Source organism: Streptomyces sp. NPDC088246 (assembly GCF_044741025.1).
GTDB lineage: Bacteria > Actinomycetota > Actinomycetes > Streptomycetales > Streptomycetaceae > Streptomyces.
In genome coordinates this window covers 84,896-104,588 of sequence record NZ_JBIURV010000025.1, presented here as the reverse complement: position 1 = coordinate 104,588, position 19,693 = coordinate 84,896, and the positions used below count along the sequence as shown (strand labels likewise).

At 66.7% G+C, this 19,693-nt stretch carries 19 protein-coding genes; 4 read left to right on the top strand and 15 right to left on the bottom strand.

Annotated elements, in window-relative coordinates; genetic code table 11:
- Window positions 1–156 precede the first annotated feature (156 nt).
- Window positions 157–4,122, top strand: coding sequence for a type VII secretion protein EccCa (eccCa, locus tag ACIPEK_RS30315; RefSeq protein WP_402002407.1), 3,966 nt, complete (start codon window positions 157–159; stop codon window positions 4,120–4,122).
- A 78-nt stretch (window positions 4,123–4,200) separates the two neighbouring features.
- Here the strand turns inward: eccCa and ACIPEK_RS30310 are convergent, their stop codons facing one another.
- The 15 genes from ACIPEK_RS30310 to eccB form a co-directional block, all read right to left on the bottom strand.
- Window positions 4,201–4,782 (bottom strand): hypothetical protein, encoded by a 582-nt coding sequence (locus ACIPEK_RS30310; protein WP_402002404.1) that lies wholly within the window; start codon window positions 4,780–4,782, stop codon window positions 4,201–4,203.
- A 349-nt stretch (window positions 4,783–5,131) separates the two neighbouring features.
- A complete protein-coding gene (locus tag ACIPEK_RS30305; RefSeq protein ID WP_402002401.1) occupies window positions 5,132–5,737 on the bottom strand; it encodes a hypothetical protein in 606 nt (201 codons plus the stop codon).
- Window positions 5,738–5,979: 242 nt separating this feature from the next.
- Window positions 5,980–6,351: a hypothetical protein gene (locus ACIPEK_RS30300; RefSeq protein ID WP_402002398.1), complete on the bottom strand. Its 372-nt coding sequence runs from the start codon at window positions 6,349–6,351 to the stop codon at window positions 5,980–5,982.
- 690 nt (window positions 6,352–7,041) lie between these two features.
- Window positions 7,042–7,401, bottom strand: coding sequence for a hypothetical protein (locus tag ACIPEK_RS30295; protein WP_402002395.1), 360 nt, complete (start codon window positions 7,399–7,401; stop codon window positions 7,042–7,044).
- 321 nt (window positions 7,402–7,722) lie between these two features.
- A complete protein-coding gene (locus tag ACIPEK_RS30290) occupies window positions 7,723–8,460 on the bottom strand; it encodes a hypothetical protein (protein WP_402002393.1) in 738 nt (245 codons plus the stop codon).
- A 28-nt stretch (window positions 8,461–8,488) separates the two neighbouring features.
- A complete protein-coding gene (locus ACIPEK_RS30285; RefSeq protein ID WP_402002390.1) occupies window positions 8,489–8,794 on the bottom strand; it encodes a hypothetical protein in 306 nt (101 codons plus the stop codon).
- A gap of 22 nt (window positions 8,795–8,816) precedes the next feature.
- Complete coding sequence (locus ACIPEK_RS30280; RefSeq protein WP_402002387.1) at window positions 8,817–9,572, bottom strand: hypothetical protein; 756 nt, start codon at window positions 9,570–9,572, stop codon at window positions 8,817–8,819.
- Window positions 9,573–9,694: 122 nt separating this feature from the next.
- Window positions 9,695–9,820 carry a hypothetical protein gene (locus ACIPEK_RS30275; RefSeq protein WP_402002384.1) on the bottom strand — a complete coding sequence of 42 codons (126 nt, stop codon included), beginning with the start codon at window positions 9,818–9,820 and terminating at the stop codon, window positions 9,695–9,697.
- A 70-nt stretch (window positions 9,821–9,890) separates the two neighbouring features.
- Window positions 9,891–11,099, bottom strand: a complete 1,209-nt coding sequence (gene mycP, locus ACIPEK_RS30270; protein WP_402002381.1) for a type VII secretion-associated serine protease mycosin — start codon at window positions 11,097–11,099, stop codon at window positions 9,891–9,893.
- A 98-nt stretch (window positions 11,100–11,197) separates the two neighbouring features.
- Window positions 11,198–12,709, bottom strand: coding sequence for a WXG100 family type VII secretion target (locus ACIPEK_RS30265; RefSeq protein ID WP_402002378.1), 1,512 nt, complete (start codon window positions 12,707–12,709; stop codon window positions 11,198–11,200).
- A gap of 31 nt (window positions 12,710–12,740) precedes the next feature.
- A complete protein-coding gene (locus ACIPEK_RS30260) occupies window positions 12,741–13,205 on the bottom strand; it encodes a hypothetical protein (RefSeq protein ID WP_393699582.1) in 465 nt (154 codons plus the stop codon).
- Between the two features lie 117 nt (window positions 13,206–13,322).
- Window positions 13,323–13,604, bottom strand: a complete 282-nt coding sequence (locus tag ACIPEK_RS30255; RefSeq protein ID WP_383067065.1) for a WXG100 family type VII secretion target — start codon at window positions 13,602–13,604, stop codon at window positions 13,323–13,325.
- A gap of 37 nt (window positions 13,605–13,641) precedes the next feature.
- Entirely contained in the window at window positions 13,642–13,992 is a 351-nt protein-coding gene (locus ACIPEK_RS30250; protein WP_383067063.1) for a WXG100 family type VII secretion target, read from the bottom strand.
- A 151-nt stretch (window positions 13,993–14,143) separates the two neighbouring features.
- Window positions 14,144–15,250, bottom strand: a complete 1,107-nt coding sequence (gene mycP / locus ACIPEK_RS30245; RefSeq protein ID WP_402002503.1) for a type VII secretion-associated serine protease mycosin — start codon at window positions 15,248–15,250, stop codon at window positions 14,144–14,146.
- Window positions 15,251–15,429: 179 nt separating this feature from the next.
- Window positions 15,430–16,980, bottom strand: a complete 1,551-nt coding sequence (eccB, locus tag ACIPEK_RS30240; RefSeq protein WP_402002373.1) for a type VII secretion protein EccB — start codon at window positions 16,978–16,980, stop codon at window positions 15,430–15,432.
- A 318-nt stretch (window positions 16,981–17,298) separates the two neighbouring features.
- Between eccB and eccE the strand changes: the two genes are divergently transcribed.
- The 3 genes from eccE to ACIPEK_RS30225 are packed head-to-tail and all read left to right on the top strand — an operon-like array spanning window position 17,299 to window position 19,531.
- Complete coding sequence (gene eccE, locus ACIPEK_RS30235) at window positions 17,299–18,477, top strand: type VII secretion protein EccE (RefSeq protein ID WP_402002500.1); 1,179 nt, start codon at window positions 17,299–17,301, stop codon at window positions 18,475–18,477.
- An 11-nt stretch (window positions 18,478–18,488) separates the two neighbouring features.
- The gene (locus ACIPEK_RS30230) at window positions 18,489–19,244 is read left to right on the top strand and encodes a hypothetical protein (RefSeq protein WP_402002370.1); all 756 of its coding nucleotides are present in this window, start codon (window positions 18,489–18,491) and stop codon (window positions 19,242–19,244) included.
- An 8-nt stretch (window positions 19,245–19,252) separates the two neighbouring features.
- Window positions 19,253–19,531, top strand: a complete 279-nt coding sequence (locus tag ACIPEK_RS30225; protein WP_402002367.1) for a hypothetical protein — start codon at window positions 19,253–19,255, stop codon at window positions 19,529–19,531.
- Window positions 19,532–19,693: the final 162 nt, after the last annotated feature.

Here is a 19,693-nt window from a genome sequence, read left to right as displayed (position 1 = left end):
TCGTTCGCTGTACACCACGCTCCGGGCCAAGGGCGCCACCCTATCGGGGTCTCTCCCATGGCCTACACGTAGGATTATTGGCGCGCGGAGGTAGGTCGCTGCCACGGGGGTGCCGGCCCGCAACTCTCCGGGCCGCACTGAGGGATTGATTCGCCGGTGACCCAGATCGTCGTCAAGCGCCTGCCCCGAGCCATGCCACCTGAGACATCAGCTGCGGAGGTGCGGCTCGAGTCGCCTCCTGAACTGCCGCGTGGGCAGCAGGAGGGCATGGCCATGCAGTTGCTGCCGATGCTCGGCATGGGCTCATCGGTGGTGTTCTTCTTCATGCCCGGCTCACAGCCGTTCATGAAGATCATGGGCGTCATGATGCTGCTGTCGACTGCGGCCATGGCGATAGCGCAGGTGATGCGGCACCGCAAGGGAACCCAGGGCGAAGCCTCGGAGGGCCGCCGGGACTACCTGAAATATCTCGCGCAGACCCGGCGGAAGGTACGCCGTACCGCGCGGATCCAGCGGGACGCGCAGTTCTATCTGCATCCGGATCCGGACCAGTTGTGGTCGCTGGTCGCCGAGGGCGAGCGGCTCTGGGAGCGGCGGATCGGCGACAAGGACTTCGGACAGGTCCGCATCGGTCTGGGACCGCAGCAGTTGTGGACACCGCTGGTGGCTCCGAGCACCGCGCCGCTGGATGAGCTGGAGCCGCTGTCGGCCGGTGCCATGCACCAGTTCCTGGCCACGCACGGTTCGCTCGACCGGCTTCCCATGGCGGTATCTCTTCGCGCCTTCTACCACGTCGTGGTGTCGGGCGAGCCGGGTTCGGTACGCGATTCCGCCCGCGCGATGGTGGCCGGACTGGTCGCGCTGCACTCACCCGACGACCTCATGGTCGCGGTCGTGGCGTCCCGGGATGTCACGGACCAGTGGGACTGGACGAAGTGGCTGCCGCACACCCAGGTTCCGGGGTCTTCCGACGGGGCCGGCACGAAGCGGCTGTTCGGCGACAACCTGATGGAAGTCGAGGCACTTCTCGAGAACACCCTGGCGGGCCGGTCGAGGTTCAATCGCGAGGGGTCACCGCTCCTCGACCAGCCGCACGTCGTCATCGTGCTGGACGGCAGTTTCGTGCCGGCGGAGTCGCTGCTCGCCTCTCCGGAGGGGCTCCAGGGCGTGACCGTCGTGGAGATCGTTCCGGAAGAGCTGGACGAACCCCGCGGCGGACTGAACATCGCCGTACGGCCGGGCCGGCTGCGGCTGGAGTCTGCCGCAGCCACCTATCACGGCACGCCCGACTTCCTGCCGGTCGAGACCGCGGAGGCCCTGGGCCGTCAGCTCGCCCCGCTACGGATGGGCAGCGGCGCCGAGGACGACGAGCCGCTGCTCGCCAACCTGGACTTCACGGATCTGCTGGGAATCGGTGATCCGGCCGCGGTCGACACCGCGACCGTCTGGCGGCCGCGTTCAACGGCCGACCGGCTGCGGGTACCGATCGGCATCGGCGAGGACGGCTCGCCCGTCATGCTCGACCTCAAGGAGGCCGCGCAGGAGGGCATGGGCCCGCACGGGCTGTGCGTGGGAGCGACCGGTTCCGGCAAGTCCGAGCTGCTGCGCACCCTGGTGCTGGGCCTGGCGGTCACCCACTCCTCCGAGACGCTCAACTTCGTCCTGGCCGACTTCAAGGGTGGCGCGACGTTCGCCGGGATGTCCGAGCTTCCGCACGTCGCCGCGGTCATCACCAACCTGTCGGACGACCTCACCCTGGTCGACCGTATGCGGGACTCCATCACGGGTGAGCTGCAGCGCCGTCAGGAGCTCCTTCGGGCGTCGGGCAATTACGCGAACCTCACCGACTACGAGAAGGCGCGCGCCGCCGGGGCCCCGCTGGAGCCGCTGGCCTCACTGGTCCTGGTGATCGACGAGTTCAGCGAGCTCCTCACCGCGAAGCCCGACTTCATCGACATGTTCATCCAGATCGGCCGCATCGGGCGGTCCCTGGGCGTGCACCTGCTGCTGGCCTCGCAGCGCCTGGAGGAGGGCCGCCTGCGCGGCCTGGACACCTACCTGTCCTACCGGATCGGCCTGCGTACGTTCTCCGCCGCCGAATCCCGTACCGCTCTGGGTGTGCCCGACGCGTACCACCTGCCCTCGGTCCCCGGTTCCGGGTTTCTGAAGTTCGGCACGGAGGGGATGACCCGCTTCAAGGCCGCCTACGTGTCGGGTACCTACCGGCCGGGCGTCGCCCCGACCACCGGTACCGGGGAACTCCCCATCGACCGCCGCCCCGTGCTGTTCACCGCGACTCCGGTGGCGGTCCACTACCCCGAGCCCGATCCGGGCGTCTCCTTCGCGCCCGGACAGAGAACTGACGATGCGCTGGCGGACACCGTTCTCGACGTCATCGCCCGCCGCTTGGAGGGCCAGGGGCCCCTCGCTCACCAGGTATGGCTGCCGCCTCTCACCGAAGCCCCGTCCCTCGATCAGATGCTGCCCCCGCTGGCCGTGACGCCCGAGCGCGGACTCCACTCCCCGCAGTACGGGCAGAACGGCGCCCTGGTCGTTCCGTTCGGTCTGGTGGACAAGCCCTTCGAGCAGCGGCGCGACCCTCTGGTGCGGGACTTCTCCGGCGCCGCCGGTCACATGCTGATCGTCGGCGGCCCCCGCTCCGGCAAGTCCACCCTGCTGCGTGCCCTCATCGGCTCCTTCGCCCTCACGCACACACCGCACGAGGTGCAGTTCTACGGAATGGACTTCGGTGGCGGCGGCATGATCGCCGTCGAGGGCCTGCCCCACGTCGGCGGGGTGGCTTCCCGGCTCGACCCGGAGAAGATCCGCCGCACGGTCGCCGAGGTCTCCGGGATCCTCAACCGGCGCGAGGAGTTCTTCCGGGACAACAACATCGACTCGATCACCACGTACCGCCAGCTCCGCGCCGCCGGCCGGCTGCCGGGCGAGCCGTGGGGCGACGTCTTCCTGGTCATCGACGGCTGGCAGTCCTTCAAGACGGACTACGAGTTCCTGGAGCCCGTCGTCGCCGACATCGCTGCCCGGGGCCTGGGGCTGGGCGTACACCTGATCGCCACCGTCGCCCGGTACATGGAGATGCGGGCAGCGCTCAAGGACCAGTTGCTCAACCGGCTGGAGCTGCGCCTGGGCGACCCGACCGACTCCGAACTGGACCGCAAGGTAGCGGTGAACGTCCCCGTCGGCACACCGGGCCGCGGCCTGACGGCGGAGAAGCTCCACTTCATGGGTGCGCTGCCGCGCATCGACGACTCCGCGGGCTCCGGCGACGACCTGTCCGAGGCCACCAGCGCCTTCGTCCGGGCCTCGTCCGACAACTGGCCCGGCCCGCACGCCCCGCAGGTCCGCATGCTGCCCAGGAAGCTGTCCGCGCGCGAGCTGCCGAGCGGCCCCGACCGGTCGCGCGGTGGTGTCGCGATCGGCATCGACGAGATGAACCTCGCACCGGTCCTGGTCGACTTCGACACCGACCCGCTGTTCGCGGTCTTCGGTGAGTCGGAGTCCGGGAAGACCGCCCTGCTGCGGCTGCTCATCAAGCAGATCACCGAGCGGTACACCCCGGAGGAGGCGTTGATCTGCGTCGGTGACTACCGGCGCAGCCTGCTGGAGTGCGTGCCCGAGCCGTACCTGGTCGGATACGCGACGACTCACAACGCGTTCGAGAAGTACCTCAACGACATGAACACCCTCATCAGCAGCCGCATCCCCGGACCGGATGTGACCCCGCAGCAGCTGCGCACGCGCAGCTGGTGGCGGGGGCCCCGGGCGTTCATCATCGTCGACGACTACGACCTGGTCGCCACGTCCTCCAACAACCCCATGGCGATGCTGGTCGACAATCTGCCGTACGCCCGCGACGCCGGGGTGAACTTCATCATCGCCCGCAGCAGCGCGGGGGCCGGCCGCTCCTCGTACGAGCCCTTCGTCCAGCGCTTCAAGGAGCTCGGCGCGCAGGGCGTCGTCCTGTCCGGCCATCCCGGTGAGGGCGAACTCCTCGGCGATGTGAAGGCCCGCCCGCTGCCGCCGGGCCGCGGCCTGTTCGTCTCCCGCCGCAGCGCGCCTTCCCTGATCCAGACGGGCTGGCTGCCGACGGACGTGGACTGAGCGGGTCACCACACAACGGAGGAGGGGGCCGGCCCGGTGACGGGCTGACCCCCTCCTCTACGCCGAGGCGCCCGCTCCTTACGCGCCGCCCTTGCCCAGGTTCCAGGGCTCGACGGTGTACTTCCCTGGGGCGAACCGCTCAAGTGCGTCAAGGATCAAGTCAGGGTGATTCGGCCTCCGTCGGCGCCAGAGGGAGTTTCCGAGCGAATACATAAAAACCACTCTCGGCCCGGCAACGGCGACCGGCCGCTCCGGGAGTGCGCCTGCCTTCAGCACCAGCAGCAGGAAGCTCCGCCTGCTGTTGAACCGAACCTTGTCGATATCAGCCCACCGCACGGTCTCCGTGCGGTGACGCCACACCTTGCTCATACCCGTTGAATCGATGCGCAGACCCGGATGTTGCCACACAAGCGCGATCAGCGGCAGCAGGCACACCACTCCGCCTATCACCGGTAGTCCCACATATCCGGCGACACCCGCCTCGCCCATGAACCCCATGTCTTCACCCATGATCAGCACGCCGACCACAAAGAAAATGAGTCCTTCGAGGAGCACCAGGCAGAGCATCCCTGCGATGACCAAACCGAGGTAGAACCCGCCGCGGCGGAACCGCTCAGCGGGGAGCAATAGCCCTTCGGTGGGGCTGGAGGGTGTGGACATGATGTTTCCTTCATTGAGTCTCAGGCGGCGAGTGCACGTCGCACAACTCTCCGCGGGCGAAGCGTGATTGGACATCACCTATGAACTGTCCAGACTCGTAGCGCAATGTCAACACGTGAGCTGCCACGGACTCTCCCCCGGTTTCCAGTCGCCCGACGGGCCGGGGTATCAGCCCTGATGGCCCCGGGCCTGCGCATCGTCTCAGGTGGACTCAGAAGGCGAGGCCGGCCGCGCGGCTCGGCGTCGGCGGGTTACATGTCCACGCGGCGCACGCGAGTCTGTGCACGGCGCTCCGGTACTCAATCTTCGGTGAGACGGGACGCCGATCCCCGAACTGCGCATACTTCGACTACGCCGAGGCGCCCGCCCCTGTCGCGCCGCCCTTGCCCAGGTTCCAGGGTTCGACGGTGTACCTTCCCGGGCCAAACCGCTCGACCGCGTCAACGATCAAGTCAGCGTGAGTCGGCCTCCGTCGGCGCCAGAGGGAGTTTCCGAGCGAGTGCATCAGAACCGCTCTCGGCCCTTCAACGGCGTTCGGCAGCTCCGGGAGTGCACCTTCCTTCAGCAGCAGTATCAGGTAGCTCCGCCTGCTGTTGAACCGGACCTTGTCGATATCAGCCCAGCGCACGGTCTCCGTGCGGCCACGCCACACCTTGCTGATGCCCATTGAATCGATGCGCAGGGCCGAATATCGCGGCACAAGGTAGATCAGCAGCAGCAGACTCACTACCCCTCCCATCACCGGTAGTCCCGTACACAGGCCGACGACGCCCACACTGCCCATAAACTCAATACCTTCACCCAAGATCAGCACGCAGGTAACAAACACCACGAGTGCTTCCAAAAGCACCATGCAGAGCATCGCAGCGAGAACCAAACCGAGGTAGAACCCGCCGCGGCGCGCCCGCTCAGCGGGGAGCAATAGCCCTTCGGCGGAACCGGGGAGTGTGGGCATGATGTTTCCTCCATTGAGTCTCGGGCGGCGAGTGCACGTCTCACAACTCTCCACGGCCAAGCCGATCGGCATCCAGAGCACCGCACAGCGCCGAACGTTGACGGCCATGGTGAGCGGGTACAGCGCTCACAGCGCTTGGATTTCTTGGATGCCGCCTTCCCTGGCACCAACACGAACTCAGGGAGGGCACGCCGCATCGCAGCGCACTCTCCCTGATCCGGACCCGTCTGTGGCACGCGGGCTCACAATGCCGTGACCAGGGTTACTGCCACGTCCAACGGAAGCGGATAGAGCTGACGCTTGACCTCCCGTACCGCGTTGGCAGGCGCCTTCTCGTCGCGGATGCGACGCAGGCCCAGCTCGTCAACGGCCTTCCGCAGCACGTCGATCGAGCCAAAGCTCTGGGCGTACCAATCCCGTTGCTCCGCTTGGTGCGCTTTCTGTTTCCGTCGTGCCACCTGGCCCTCGGCCACCAACGGGCAGGCCAGGGACAAGACTACGGAGAGCATCAGGACCGCCTCGGGGAGATCCGATCTCATCAAGAAGAACGAACACCCCAAGGCCACCAGGCCGATGGCCCAGAGAGCGACCCACAATCCGTACAAGAAGTCCACCCTGCCTGTTGATCCGAGAATTCCGCGCGCCCGGTCATGCACTGGGCGAAAGTCGGGCGTCGGACGGTGCCCAGGAGGAGGCAACGGCACCCGGCGCCGCGATCGCGCCGCTCAGGGTCACGACGTACTCAGCCGGGATGACGCCCGGCGTGACGTAGAACGCGCCCCGACAGCGCCACGTAGCGCCGGGCCCGTGACGGCCTTATCCGCGCTTGTTCCAACCTTGACGACCGCGGTGAGCGAGTGGAGCGGTCACAGCGACTGGATCATCTTCAGGGCTTCACTCAAGGGGCACCGAGGAAACTGACGCCTGAATCGGCGGGCAGCCACCAGCAACCCTTTTTCGTCACGAATCCGCCGGAGCTCCGCCTCGTCCGTCACTAGCAACCGCAGTTCGTCGATGGACGCAAACTGTGCGTGCCAGTCTCTCCGGCGCCGCCACAGCAAGTAACTCTCACCCCAGCCCGGGAGGAGAATGCCCACGACACAAAGGAGCATCACCAACGGGGACTTCATAAGAAGATGGGGGGTGAAGAACATCACGTAAAAACTGGCCGGCGTGGCACACCAAAGCGGTACTCGAATCCAGTACATGCGAAACCATCACCCGTCATTCAAAAGTTCCTGCCTTCCCGGCGTCATCGAGCACTGCCGAGCCAGCAGAATCAATTCGGCAGCGCCGCACCCGCATCAAACAGTCGCGGACGGCCACTTACCTCCCCGGAAGGCACTGTTGTCGTTTGCTTCACCCTTGGCAACGGCTATTTGACCAGCCTGCGCTGTGAGCACCCCCACCAGCGTTACCACAAGTCCGGTGGTGGTGCCGGCACCCAACAGCACTTCCCCCACAGCAGCGAGAAGGCCCGCCCACGAGAACACGACGGAGCCTTCAGCGACGGCTGCGGCGGTCATAACAACGATGACCTTGATCAAAACGGCCAGCAGCGCCAATTGGAATGCCGCCCCGGCAACCGCACAAAGCGTCAATTCCGTTACGAGCTTGTCCGCACTCGTCTCGATCTGAGTGGCAGCGGTGGGCTGGCCCTTCACTGCCGCGACGTACGCTTTGGCGCCCTCACCCTGCGAACCCCGCGTGTGCGCTAACCGCGCTTCTTCCGCCGTATCTCATGCACCTCTGCGGCAATTGGGCAAAAAACCACCAGAACACTGAGGACGGCAATCAGGCTTTTAGGGGGAAGATCGCTCACGTTACCGGTGAACAGCGATAGGCAGAACCATCCGAATGATGCCACTGCAACCCCCCAGAGGGCCACGCGAGTTCTATTCATATCATCTTCCTCTTCAATTCAGAAAAAGCGCAGCGCCAATCGCCATCTCGGAAATAATGAAGTCGACGGCTGAGCGAGGGCGTCAGGCCGTTCCGACCGGCCAATGCCCTTCCGGGAAGCCCATTTTGTCGACGCTCTCGCCCGTAAGCGCAGCCATCACCGGAAGCTGAGCTCCGAGCGCGGTCAGCAGGCCGCCCACGGCGGTCACAATGGTGGCGGCGCCGAGAGCTGTTTCCGCCACGGCAGCACCGCCGGCAGCCGGAAGACCCACCACAGAAGCAGCCGCAACAGTCGAGGCAGCCAGGACGGGGATCAGCTGGGCAATAAAGATTCCTAGTGTCACATAGAACGCGACTCCCGCCGTTCCACAGGCCGTCAGGCAGGTCGATACCGTGCTCGAACTGGACGCGACCTGAGCGCCAGCGGCAGACTGAGGGAAGACGGCATTCGTGTATGCGTTAGCCCCGTGCCCTTCCCACTGCCTGGGAGCCTTGAGGTTAAACTTCTGCGTAGCGGACGCGACGCCGGATGCCTTCCCTCGAATCTCCTCGCCCTGCCATGTAATGGCATCGGCGAACAGGATGAAAGGAGCTGCCACTCCCTTGAGGAATTCTAGAACCTTGCCAATAATATAATTGACACCTTCAATAATCTTGTTCACTATCCAGATCAATGCGCGCGCGACGGCGTCGGGAACCCACCAGTGGTTTACTGCCTTTTCCACCCTTGGGCCAATGGAATTCAAATCTGTCGAGAGAGTCGTGAGGCCGGAGTTCAACTTATCGATAATTGCCTGGAATTGCTCGGAATTGAATGCCACGAGGGACCCCGTTCTTTCTGAATCTGTTCTAGTAGGCGTTTTCCACGGACTTCTCGGTTTCTACTTCGTGATCGTCGTAGGCCTTCGCGTTCCTGAGCAACTCGTCGGCAATCTTCGACATTTCAGCGTTTCCTTCGGCACATCGACTTGAAAGATGATCGATGACATCTGAATAGTCACCGAAAATAAGCTGGAAGAGTCCAAATTCGAGCCGAGTGGGCTGCATTCCCTTAATGGCAGCACCCACCTCGCCTATCGCAATGGCCTGCTCATCCCACATGACCACATCAGCACGTATCGCATCGGTGATGACTTTGAGATCGGTGTTTCCCAAAACTCTCAACCCCTTCAGGAATTCACTGCGTAAAGTGCTGCGGGTTATTCATGATGGCTAGAGCCTCATCCAGCAGGCCGCCCAGGTACAGGTTTGCAACGGCCGCTTGGCCGTCGCTTTCGGCGCTGCCGACTTTGCCGCACGCGTCGGTCAATGCATCATCAAGTGCTTGATTAAGTCGCACAGCTGACTGCTGGGCTGCCCATTGCGGCTCCAGCTCGCACGAGACGAGACCCTGCGAGCTGAGGGTGATCACGACCCGGCGCGCGGCAGATTCCCCCTTCACCTCGGGTGGTAGATACAATTCAGCACTCTGTCGCTCGACCGCGTCGAAGGCTGACAGCGCGTCCTCGGTCACTTCCTCGAGGGGTCGCGGAACGACGTGACGCAAGTCCCGCTCGAAAGTCTCCGGAGGCACTGAGGGCGTCCCTGTCGATACAGATGGGCCAAGGCCGCCATCGAGCCGTTCAGCTCGGGCTTCCCAGTCAGTCTCCGAGAGGCCCCCCGACCAGCGTTCCATCCACTCGCTCAGGGCGGACTGATACGCCTCGAGAACAGCAGCGCCGAGATCCTCAGGACGCTGCCTACGCTGCCAGTCGGATGCGACCTTGATCGATTCCGGGAGCCCGCCGGCTCTCAACCGGACTCTGACGGCTCCCTGCGGGTCCTCGCCCTCGGCGTACTCAGGCATCTGGTCGTTCACATCAGAAATCAGTTGCTGCATCTTATGCGCATATTCTTGAAACTGCTGCAGTTCTTGAAATATGTCACCACTCACGTCTATCCCTCCTGAAAGTTCCCAGATTTGCACGATTGCACCCATCTGCCTCTGACAGTATGCTGATCGGTGCATTCACACGCTAACACGGTCGCGCAATCAGATTGCCAATTTCCACTATGTCAACCGCATTGCATCACCATGGTGAAGAAACCGAGTTGGGTGCGGCTCCTTCCAAGGTGAGCTTGCTCCGCTTTGACATGATCGTTTTCCCAGTGGATAGCGAGGAGTCTGAATTCGTCCTTCACGATTCCTCCTCCTGGCCTGTGCACTTGCAGGTGAGTTCGATTGGGGCGGTGGGTGAGTGATGACACGAGTTCAGCGCCGGAGACCGGCAGCTCTCCGGCGCAGCAGGAGCACCACGCCGACAACGACGACCACGCCGACTCCGACGGTGATCCAGACGATCGCGCCGGCGCCCTTGCCGTCATCCGACTTTTCCGAGGCAGCGGAGGATGCCGGCTGCTTCGAGGGGTTCGAGGGGCCGGATCCGCTGGAGTCCGACGCCGAGGGAGACGGGGACTTCTTCGGGGACCGGGCAGCCACCAGAGGGTTCACATCGGCGGGGCCCGGGTCTCCGGGGTCGCCGAGGACGGCCACGCGGGGGCGGACCGTGCCGTAGCCGATGTAGCGGCTGGGGATCGCGCCCTTGGTCGGTTTGCCCGCGGTGTTCATCATGACGCGGAGGACCTGGTTGCCGGTCCAGGACGGGTGCTTGGACCAGATGAGGGCGGCCGATGCGGAGGCGATGGCCGTCGCCTGGCTGGTGCCCCAGCTGCTGCAGTAGCCAGTTTCGCCGTCGACGCAGCGGATCGGAATGTCCTCACCCGGGGCGGCGAGCGCCACCTGAGGTCCTGACACCGAGAACTTCGTGACCGAGGACGTCTTGTCGACGGCCCCGATGCCCGCCACCCCAGCAGTAGCCGCCGGGTACCCGACATAGTTTCCCGAGTCGCCAGTGTTGCCGCTCCCCGCCAGAAGCAGCTTTCCGCGCTTCACGGCGTAATCCACTGCCTGTTGGATCTGTGCCCGCTCGTCCTCATCCAGCGTGAAGGACTCGTAGGCCAACGACATGTTGATGATCTTGGCGTCGCTGTCAGCGGCGTACCGGATGGCCGCGAGCAGAGCCGAGAGGTGGTTGGTGCCCGCTTCCTTGGAGGATCCGAAGACGGTCAACGGGAGAATGCGCGCGTCCGGCGCGAGACCCTTCACACCCTGCCCGTTCACCCCGTTCCCCGCGATGAGCATCGCCATGGCGGTGCCATGCCCGTCCTTGTCCTTGTGTGCACCCCGCTGAGGCTCGACAAAGTTCTTCCCCGGGAGCACTCTTCCCGTCAGTTCGGAAACGGAGGGGATCACGCCGGTATCGAGAACAGCGACAGTGATCCCCTTACCGGTGCTGGTTTTCCACATCTCAGCGGCCTGCATCCGGTCCAGGTACCACTCGCGGTCGCGCATGGTGTCCGCGGACGCGGCCGGGGCGACGGCGCCGCCGAGGAGGAGCAGGGAACCCAGCGCTGCCACCACCGCCGGCGCTCGCCTGCCTCGACGCCTGACTATTGACCTCATGCCACCCACTCGTCGTCCTCTGTCCGCCACCCGGCGTCGCTGCTCCGCGACCGGATCTAGTCGATCACGGGGGGAACGACGCCGTCGTCCCCCGTGGCCCAGCTCTCTTCGTCCTCGGCGAGGTATCCCGAGTTCCCGCCGTCACGTCGCTGCGAACGTCCCCGTGTGCCCTGGGACGCGCCGCCCATCGCCCCGCCCATCGGGCCCATCGCACCGCCCGTTCTCGGCGACTCACGGACGAGTCCGGTGCCCCCCTGGGTGAATTCGCGTCCCGCCCCCGGCTGCGTTCCGCGCGGTGCCCGCACGGTGCCGCCGGGCTCCGTGACCAGGCGCTGCGAACCGCCACCGAGGCCCCCGGGCCGCCCGGCCGTGCCGGGACCGCCACCGGCGTGGCCCGGCATCATTCCGCGCCCGGCCGACGGCCTCTCACCACCGATCACCGTTCCACGCGACGTGCCCCGGACCGGGCCGACCCCGGTCCGGCCCTGCGCCGGTGTACCGCCGTGGATGCCCGTGTCGGTCCGGGTGGCCAGGGGGGGCCGGACGCTTTCCACGCCGCCCCTGCCGGGGGTGGTCATGGGAGGCCGTACGCCGTCCACGCCACCCCTGCCACCCGGCCCGGTGGGCGGAGTGCGCACTGTGTAGTCTCCGGGACCGACCGGGCCCGGGCGCGAGGGCATCACCACGGGCGGCAGCGGTGTCTGGAGTCCGCCGCCACCTGGGCCCTGAGGGGGCAATCCACCAGTGGGCAGGGGCGCGTGAGGTGTCGGAGCCTGCGGCATCGTCACCGTGTCGATGTTCGTCCCCGTGGTGTCCGGCGCCCCGGGTACCGCGGAGACGTGCTGCGGTGTGTGGACGACGGGAACGCCGTCCACAGACGACGCGGTCACGCCACCTGAGCTTGAGACGGTGTAGTGGTGGCCGACCGTCGACGTGCTGCCGCTCTGCGGACCTGTCACCGAGTACGTACTGCCAGAAGGGCTCCCCGGAGAGCCGTAGTGTGTCTGCCCGCCATCGACCGGCATGTCAGGCACTACTTCCTTCGGCAACGGCTTGAAGTTCGGCTCCTCCTGCGAGGAGATCGACTGCTCTGCCATCAGGTAGTACGAGGCGAGCTTGTTCATCTGCGGAATGGCTTCGTTCCGCGCCGTCTCGACGGCCGCGATCCGGGCCTTTTCCTTCTTCTCGTCCGCGAAGCACATCTGCACGGCGTCAGGGTGTCCCTGAATCACCTTGGCCACCTCGCTGAGGGCCTGACCGGCCGTCTGCAGCGAGGTGCCCGCGGTGCCAGCGTAGTCGGCCAGCTTCAGGGTCTCCTTGGCGAAGTCGTTGCCCCACTCACGGAAGGCATCACCGCCCGCGCCCTTCCAGGTGGTACGGCCGACGTGCTCCTTGAGCTCGGTGCCGATCTTCTCGATCTCGGTCTGCGCGTCGACGAGAGCGGTGCCGCGGCTCATGATCTCCGTGGCGTTGACGCCACTGACCATGTTGAGCATGTCCTGGTACGACGCGTGCTCGAAGTCGCTGGTGTTGTAACAGGCGTTGAGTGGTGGCAGTTGCTTGCCCATGGTTATCCCTGTCCCCCGTTCACTTCAGGTGTTACAAGCCGTCTGATCCGCTGGACGAACCCCCACCGGTCTTGTCCTTGCCCTCTGCGGGCGCTCCGGGATCCTTGTCGGTTTCCGGCTTCTTGTAGTAGATCTCGGTGCGCTGCTGGATGGCGTGCAGACGCTCGGAGTGTTCCTGGTCGACGTTCTCGTAGCCGCGGTCGGCCAGGTCGACCGTGATGCCCATCGCCTCCAGCTGATCACCGAGCGTCTTGGAGAGCAGCGCCAAGCGCGCATGCACCATGTCGTAGGCGCTGGACAGCCCTATGGCCTCCGGAAAGCCGGTGCCGTACGCGGCGGTGGTGACCTTCTGTTCAGTGATGCGGCCGTGCGCGGCCGGTGACGCGTCGAGCTTCGTGAGCAGATTGTCCACGCGGATCTTGAAGTTCTGCAGAGACTCACTGGGCGTCGCCAGATCCGGCGTGCGCGACCCATCGCCCGGAAGTTCAGGTCTCATGGAAGCACCTCCCCTAAAGTGCCGCGGAACCGCAGGCACAGGCACGGGTGTGGGATGCGCTGACCGCATCCCACACCCACAGCGTGCCGGTTCCGTCGTGATTCATCTGAGCCTGGGTCAGCCCTGGAAGCGCCGAGCCTGGGCGAGGTCGTTCGCCCGGTAGCCCTCGGTGGCTTCCATGAGCTTCCTCGAAATGGTCGTCAAGGTCTCGTGCATGTGGTTCACCTTGAGGTCCCAGCCACTGTGCCGGTCGTAGAACGCCTGCTGCGTCTCACCGTCCCAGGTGGCGACGACGGCCTTGACCTTGGCGTTCAGTTCGCCGAGCTGGGTCTTGATGGTGTCGGCGGTCGACTTGACCTGGTTAGAGGCTTCGACGACCCCGGAGTACGTGATCTCCATTGAACGGTCTCCTGATGCGAGGCGGGATGAGGACGGGTTACGAAGAGACCTGGAATCGGTCCAGAACGCCGTTGCTGCCCAGGTTGCCGCCGTCGACGCCCTTGAAGCTGTTGAGCCGCTCCACTTCCTCCGCGTCGAAGCCGTCACGGCTCATCTGAACGGCTTCCTTGGTGAAGGCGAGGAGCTCCTTCAAATTGCGCACGTCGAGGTTGACCTGCGTCTGGAGGCCGTTGTACGCGTTGGCCGCAACACCCTTCCAGTGGCCTTCGACGGCGTCGATGACCGCGTTGAGGCTGCTGATCCTGCCTTCGAGCGTGTCATGCATATTGCCGAGTTCGCCGATGAGCTTGTCGATCTGATCGGCTGAAAGCTTGAGCTTGTCTCCCATAACGCACCTTCCCCCATGAATCGGATGTCGCGGGTTGCCCGAATGTCGGGTGCCACGTGTACACCGGACCAAAGTTGTCAATTATCACTTTAGCTGTGGCCGCTACTGATTCCAACCGCCATAGTTCTGCACCGAGTTGTTGGATATTCACCTAATCCCGGCGACGACGGTCCCGCAGCACGATAGCGGTGCCCGCGATCACTGCGATGAGAAGGCCCGTGGTGGCCAGCGCATAGATCGAGATCCGGGTGATCCGCTCCTGCCGGGTCTCACCCACCTGGAGGGCGATCGGTTCCGGTCCGACGGGGCCGTCCGACACCGCACGATCCGGGACAGGGGCGTTCACCGGGTGTTCGTCGTCGTTGAGGGCGCGCACCGGATCGACCACTCCCCACCCGATGAAGTCATCCCGCCCCTTGACCGCGCGTTCGGCGGTCTGCTCGATCTGGGCGACCACCTGGGACTGCGTCCAGCGCGGGTGCTTGGCCCGTAGCAGGGCGGCGACTCCGGCGACGTAGGGGGCCGAGAAGCTTGTGCCGTTGTCGACACACTGGCCGCCCTTGGGGACGGTGGACACCATGTCGACGCCCGGCGCCGCGACCCCCACGAAGTCGCCGGTCTGGGAGAACGGCGCCCGCTCGTCGTTGCGGTCCGAGGCGGCCACCGCCAGGACGCCCTTGTAGGCCGCCGGGTACGTCACCTTGACCTTTCCGGCGAGACCGTCGTTCCCGGCGGACGCGACCACGACGATGTCCTTGTTCAGCGCCTCGGTCACCGCGAGCGCCAGGTCGGAGTCGGCTCGCAGGGGCTTGGCGGTGTCCTGGGAGATGTTGATGACGCGGGCGTGCTTCGCGATGGCGTGGCGGATGGCCGCGGCCATCGTCGCGGCAGTGCCGGTGCCCTTGTCGTCGTTCTGCCGGATGGGGATGATCGTCGCTTCCGGAGCGAGACCGACGAACCCCGTGCCCGGACGCGGGCGGGCCGCGATGATGCCGGCGACCTTGGTGCCGTGGCCGACGAGATCGGTTGTGCCGTCCCCACCGCCGGATGCCGCCGGGTCCTGAGCCCCGTCCTTCGACGGCGGAAGCAGATCGGTCCCGGACGCCCGGTCGACAGCGGACTTCAGCTGCGGATTGGTGTCGTCGACACCGGTGTCGATCACCGCGACCCGGACCCCCTTTCCCTTGGTGTCCTGCCAGAGCTGGTCGAAGACCAGCCGCTGGAGTGCCCAGGGACGACCCTGAATCTGCTTCGCCATCGGAAAGGTGCACTCACCGCTGCCCTCGGAACCCGTCTGCGGGTCGGAGTCCAGTGCTGCCGCGGGAGCCTGCGCGAACCCCGGCAGGCCGGCGCCCGCCGCGCACATCAGGAGCAGCACGACGGCCGAAGAACGGAATCCGTTGCGTGTGATCATCACGCGCTTCCTCCTCTCCGTTCTCAGGAACCCTGGGGCTGTTTGGCACTGTTGGCGTCGAGCCGGGGCCCCTTGGGCAGGAGGCCGGACCAGTTGTCCGGCACCGGCACCGGCCGTACCTCCTTGTAGCCGAGCTTGATCTGGGCCTGGTTGACCTCGGCAGCCTGCTCCTCCGCCGTCGGGGGCTTCGGGTCGGCCCCGATCTTGGAGGGATCCGCGCTGCTGTCGTTGTTCGTCTGCACGGCGTAGCGCAGCCCGGTATCCGTCACCAGAAAGAGCGAACCGGTGGTCGGGGAAGCTCCGTTGAACTGCCGGTACAGCACACCGCTGCCCGGCGTGACGTACGCGCTGGTGGCCCCGTCCTGGAAGCGGACCGGATACCCCGGGCCGGCCCAGGTGGTCAGTTTCGGCACGCCCGCCGAGGTGACGCCGTGCAGCACGTTGCAGACGGTTCCGGTCCGGGCCGACGTGTCGTTGGCCTGTGTCGGGACGTTCTTCGGCCAGCCGTACTTCGCGTAGAACTCGTCCGGGGAAGAGGTGAAGGACTGCGGTCCGACTTCGGTGGCCTGCGCCTTCTGGCCCAGCACCTCCGCCTCCGGGCTCGTCAGGAGCAGCCTGGCGACGAGGTCGGACACGGGCGCAACCGCCCCCGGCAGGACGACGTACTGCTGCATGCCGGTACCGGCCACGGCTTTGAGTACCGTGCCCACCTTGTCCAGGCGGGGGTCCAGGCCGCTGACGCCGGCCGGGTCACCGACCTTGCCGGGCAACCGCGGGAAGTCGATGGGCTTGCCGGCATGCAGGGTGCCGAGCCAGTCCTTGGTGACCTTCTGGGGCTGTGCGCCCTCGCTGAACAGTGAGCGGCGCAGCACCTCGTCCCGGGCCGAGGGCTTGTCGCCTCCGGTGGTCCCGATGACGTGCTGCGTGCCGTCCGCATCCACCAGGTAGCGCGTGCCACCCCCGCCGTCCGTCTCGACGTAGAGGGCCTGGCCGCCGTGGAGCTGCTGCTTGCCGCCCACCTTGTCCGCCTCTCGGTCGGCGAGCAGGAAGACCGCCTTCTGCACGGCGTCACCGGCGCCGGCGCCCGGCTGCTCGCAGACCGCCCAGAGCTTGTTCCGGCCCGCCTCGTCCGCGCTGGGCAGCCGGTCGGGTGCGTACGGTATGCCGAGCATCGGACCGCGCTGCAGCTTTCCGTTGTCCAGTTCGGACTCCGCCACCTGGATCACCGAGGACTTGTCCGGGTCCAGGAGCAGTTTCGCGGAGGAGAAGTTCAGCACCGGGTGCAGGCGCTTGACGCCTTTGGTCTCCAGGACGACGTATCGGGTTGTCGATTCACTGCCGACGATGACGTGGGCACCGGGGTCGTCCCAGCCGTCGGGAACCTTGGGCTTGAAGATGCCCCAGGCCCCGAAGCCCGCCACCAGCAGGGCGCCCACCACCACTCCTGGCAGCAGGGCCCGCAGCGGGCGCGGCGCTCCCTCGTCCGAACCGGCTGCGGACGGTTGCAGAAAGGCGGCGACCAGCCGCTTCTTCGCGAAGGTGTAGGCATTGAGTTCGTCCCGCCGTGATGCCATCTGCCCTATTTCTCCCCGTGGTTGTAGATGCCTCGCGAACCGCCCCCACTATGCCCGCCGCCGCTCGTTCACCGCCGTGCGGGTACATGCTTCAAGGAGCCGGCCGACGCCCCTGCCCGACGGGGCGGGCCGTGAACCCCCCTTCGAACCCCTCATCGCCGGACGTGGGACAGTGGGCGGTCGCGGGCCGGTGTGCGAAACGCGTCGGTCCGACTCGCACACGCCTTAGTGCCGTGACACGGAGGGACATACCGGGGGATGAGCAGCGCGACGACCGCAGTGATGAGTGTGCACCCGCAGCCGGGGCGGATCGGTGGAGTGCGGCTGCACCAGGTGGTGTTGATGGAGGTCGCCGGCGCGCTGATGCTTATCGCGTGGGTGACGAACAGGATCCTGTTGGTGCCGATGGGCCTGGTTGCGGCGGCGCTGGTGCTGCTGGCGGTTCTGCGGCGGCGGGGGCGGCCGGTGATGGAGTGGCTCACCGCCGTCATGGCCCTGCGCGGGCGGCTGAGGGCCGCGCGACGGCCGTGGTCCGCGGAAGGGGTGGACCCCGCGCTGGCGCCGGTCGTCGAGTGCGAGGCGGCGCTGCGGACGTACACCTACACCGACCGGCAGCGCGAGCGCACGATCGGGATGGTGGGTGACGGAACGTTCCTGACAGCCATGCTGCTCGTGCAGCCACGGGACGAACCGCTACGGATGGCCCGGGACTCGCGTCCGCTGGAACTCGGGTTGCTGCACGACGCCCTGGAGGTGGACGACATCCGGCTGGAGTCGGTACAGGTCGTGCAGCACACGCAGCCCGCGCCCGGACCGCACCTGCCTGAACAGGCCGCGGCGGCACGGTCGTACGCGCCGCTCCAGGCCCAGGGCGGTACCCCCGCGATCCGGCTGACATGGATCGCGCTGAAACTCGACCCGGAGCTGTGTCCGGAGGCGGTGCGGGCACGCGGCGGCGGCATCGACGGAGCGCAGCGCGCGCTGTTGCGGGCCACGGATCAGCTGGCAAGCCGACTGGCAGGGGCGGGGTTCGACGCTTCGGTCCTGACCGAGGCGCAGGTGACGTCCGCCCTCGCGACCTCGGCCGGGGTGAATCCGCAGGCCAGCGCGCTGGCGGTGCGGACGGATGTGCCGCTGCGGCGCACCACGGAGTCCACCCGCGCCTGGCGCTGCGACGACCGTTGGCACACGACCTACTGGGTCGGCCGCTGGCCGCACCTGGGCGCGGGTGCTGCGCCATCGTCACAACTGGTGGCACTCCTGACGTCGATGCCGGCGCTGGCCAGCACATTCAGCCTGACGGTGTCGCGCGGGACCGGTGGCACACCGGCCGTCAGCGGATACGTCCGCCTCACCGCCCGCGGGAGTGATGAACTGGTCTCGGTGCGACGGCAGTTGGAGCGCGCCGCACGAGGAGTGAAGGTCGGCCTCGTACGGCTGGACCGCGAACAACTGCCCGGTGTGCTGGCCACCTTGCCCCTCGGAGGTACCCGTTGACCGCCCCCCGTATGACGCCCCCCGGCACTACCGGTCCGGCTGCTTCCGCCCCACCGGCGGCCGGACGGGGCAGGGCCGGGTTCGGACTGCTCGGCCCACGCCGCGGCCGGCACGTACTGCCCGTGGAACAGCTCGCCGCGCTGTCGCTGCCGCTCGGTGACGACGGAGTCGTAGCGGGCGTCGACGCGAAGGGGAAGCCCGCGGTACTCGGCTTCTTCCGCCCCGCGCAGCTCGATGTCGTGGTCATCGGCAGTGTGTGGACGGCGCAGGTACTGGCGCTGCGCACAGCCGGCACCGGTGCGCGCGTCGCCGTCGAGACGGCCAGGCCGCAGGCGTGGACGGGACTCGCGCAGGCCGCGGGCGGCGGGCAGCAGTGCATGACGGTGCACGACGTCAAGCAGGTGGGACCGCAGGGCGCGTCGGTCACCAGCCCCGTCCTGGTCGTGAGGGACTGCGGTATGCGCCCGCCGCGCAGCCGGCTGGCGACCGGACCGTGGCAGTCCGTGCTGACGCTGCTGCCGTTCCTGGGCCCGACGGCGCCGAGGCTGCTCGGCAACGCGGGACTGGTCGGGATCCAGCGGGTCTCCCCGGAGGAGGCCGCGGTCCTCGCCCGGATTCTGCGGCTGCCCCGGGTACAGGCGGAGGCGCTGCCCGTACTCGGCGACGACATGGTGCTGTGGTGTACGACTCAGCACCGGAAGTTGGTCAAACTGCAACCGACTGACGTCGAGGCCGGGCTCCTCGGAGCCCCGCGCCGCCTGGACTGACTTGATCCTTGACCCGTGCGGTGGGTCCGCGGGTCCGTGGGTCCGCGGGTCCGCGGGTCCGTGGGTCCGCGGGTCCGCTCGTCGGGGAGCACAGCTGGTGCCGGGGGGCGTCGCCCGCCCATGACGACGAGGAAATCCGGCGCTGGACGGCCGCGCTGGACGGCCGCGCCGGACAGCCACGTCGGACGGCCGCGCCGGACAGCCACGCCGGCGCGGACCGGAAGCGGGCCGCCCCCGAACTGCTCGTGATCGACGCCGTGCCGGCCGATCACGAGCGGTTCGGCTGACGAGCCCCCCGCCCGGCTGAGAGCCTGTCGGGTGACCTCCGATCGGATAGCGGACGCGGTCTGGTGCGCGCGATTCCAAGGCGGAGGAGGGAGTCGACGCGAAGGGGGTCCCCCATGCCTTCAGCTATGGGGGGAGTCGGTGACTGACGACAACGCGCAAAG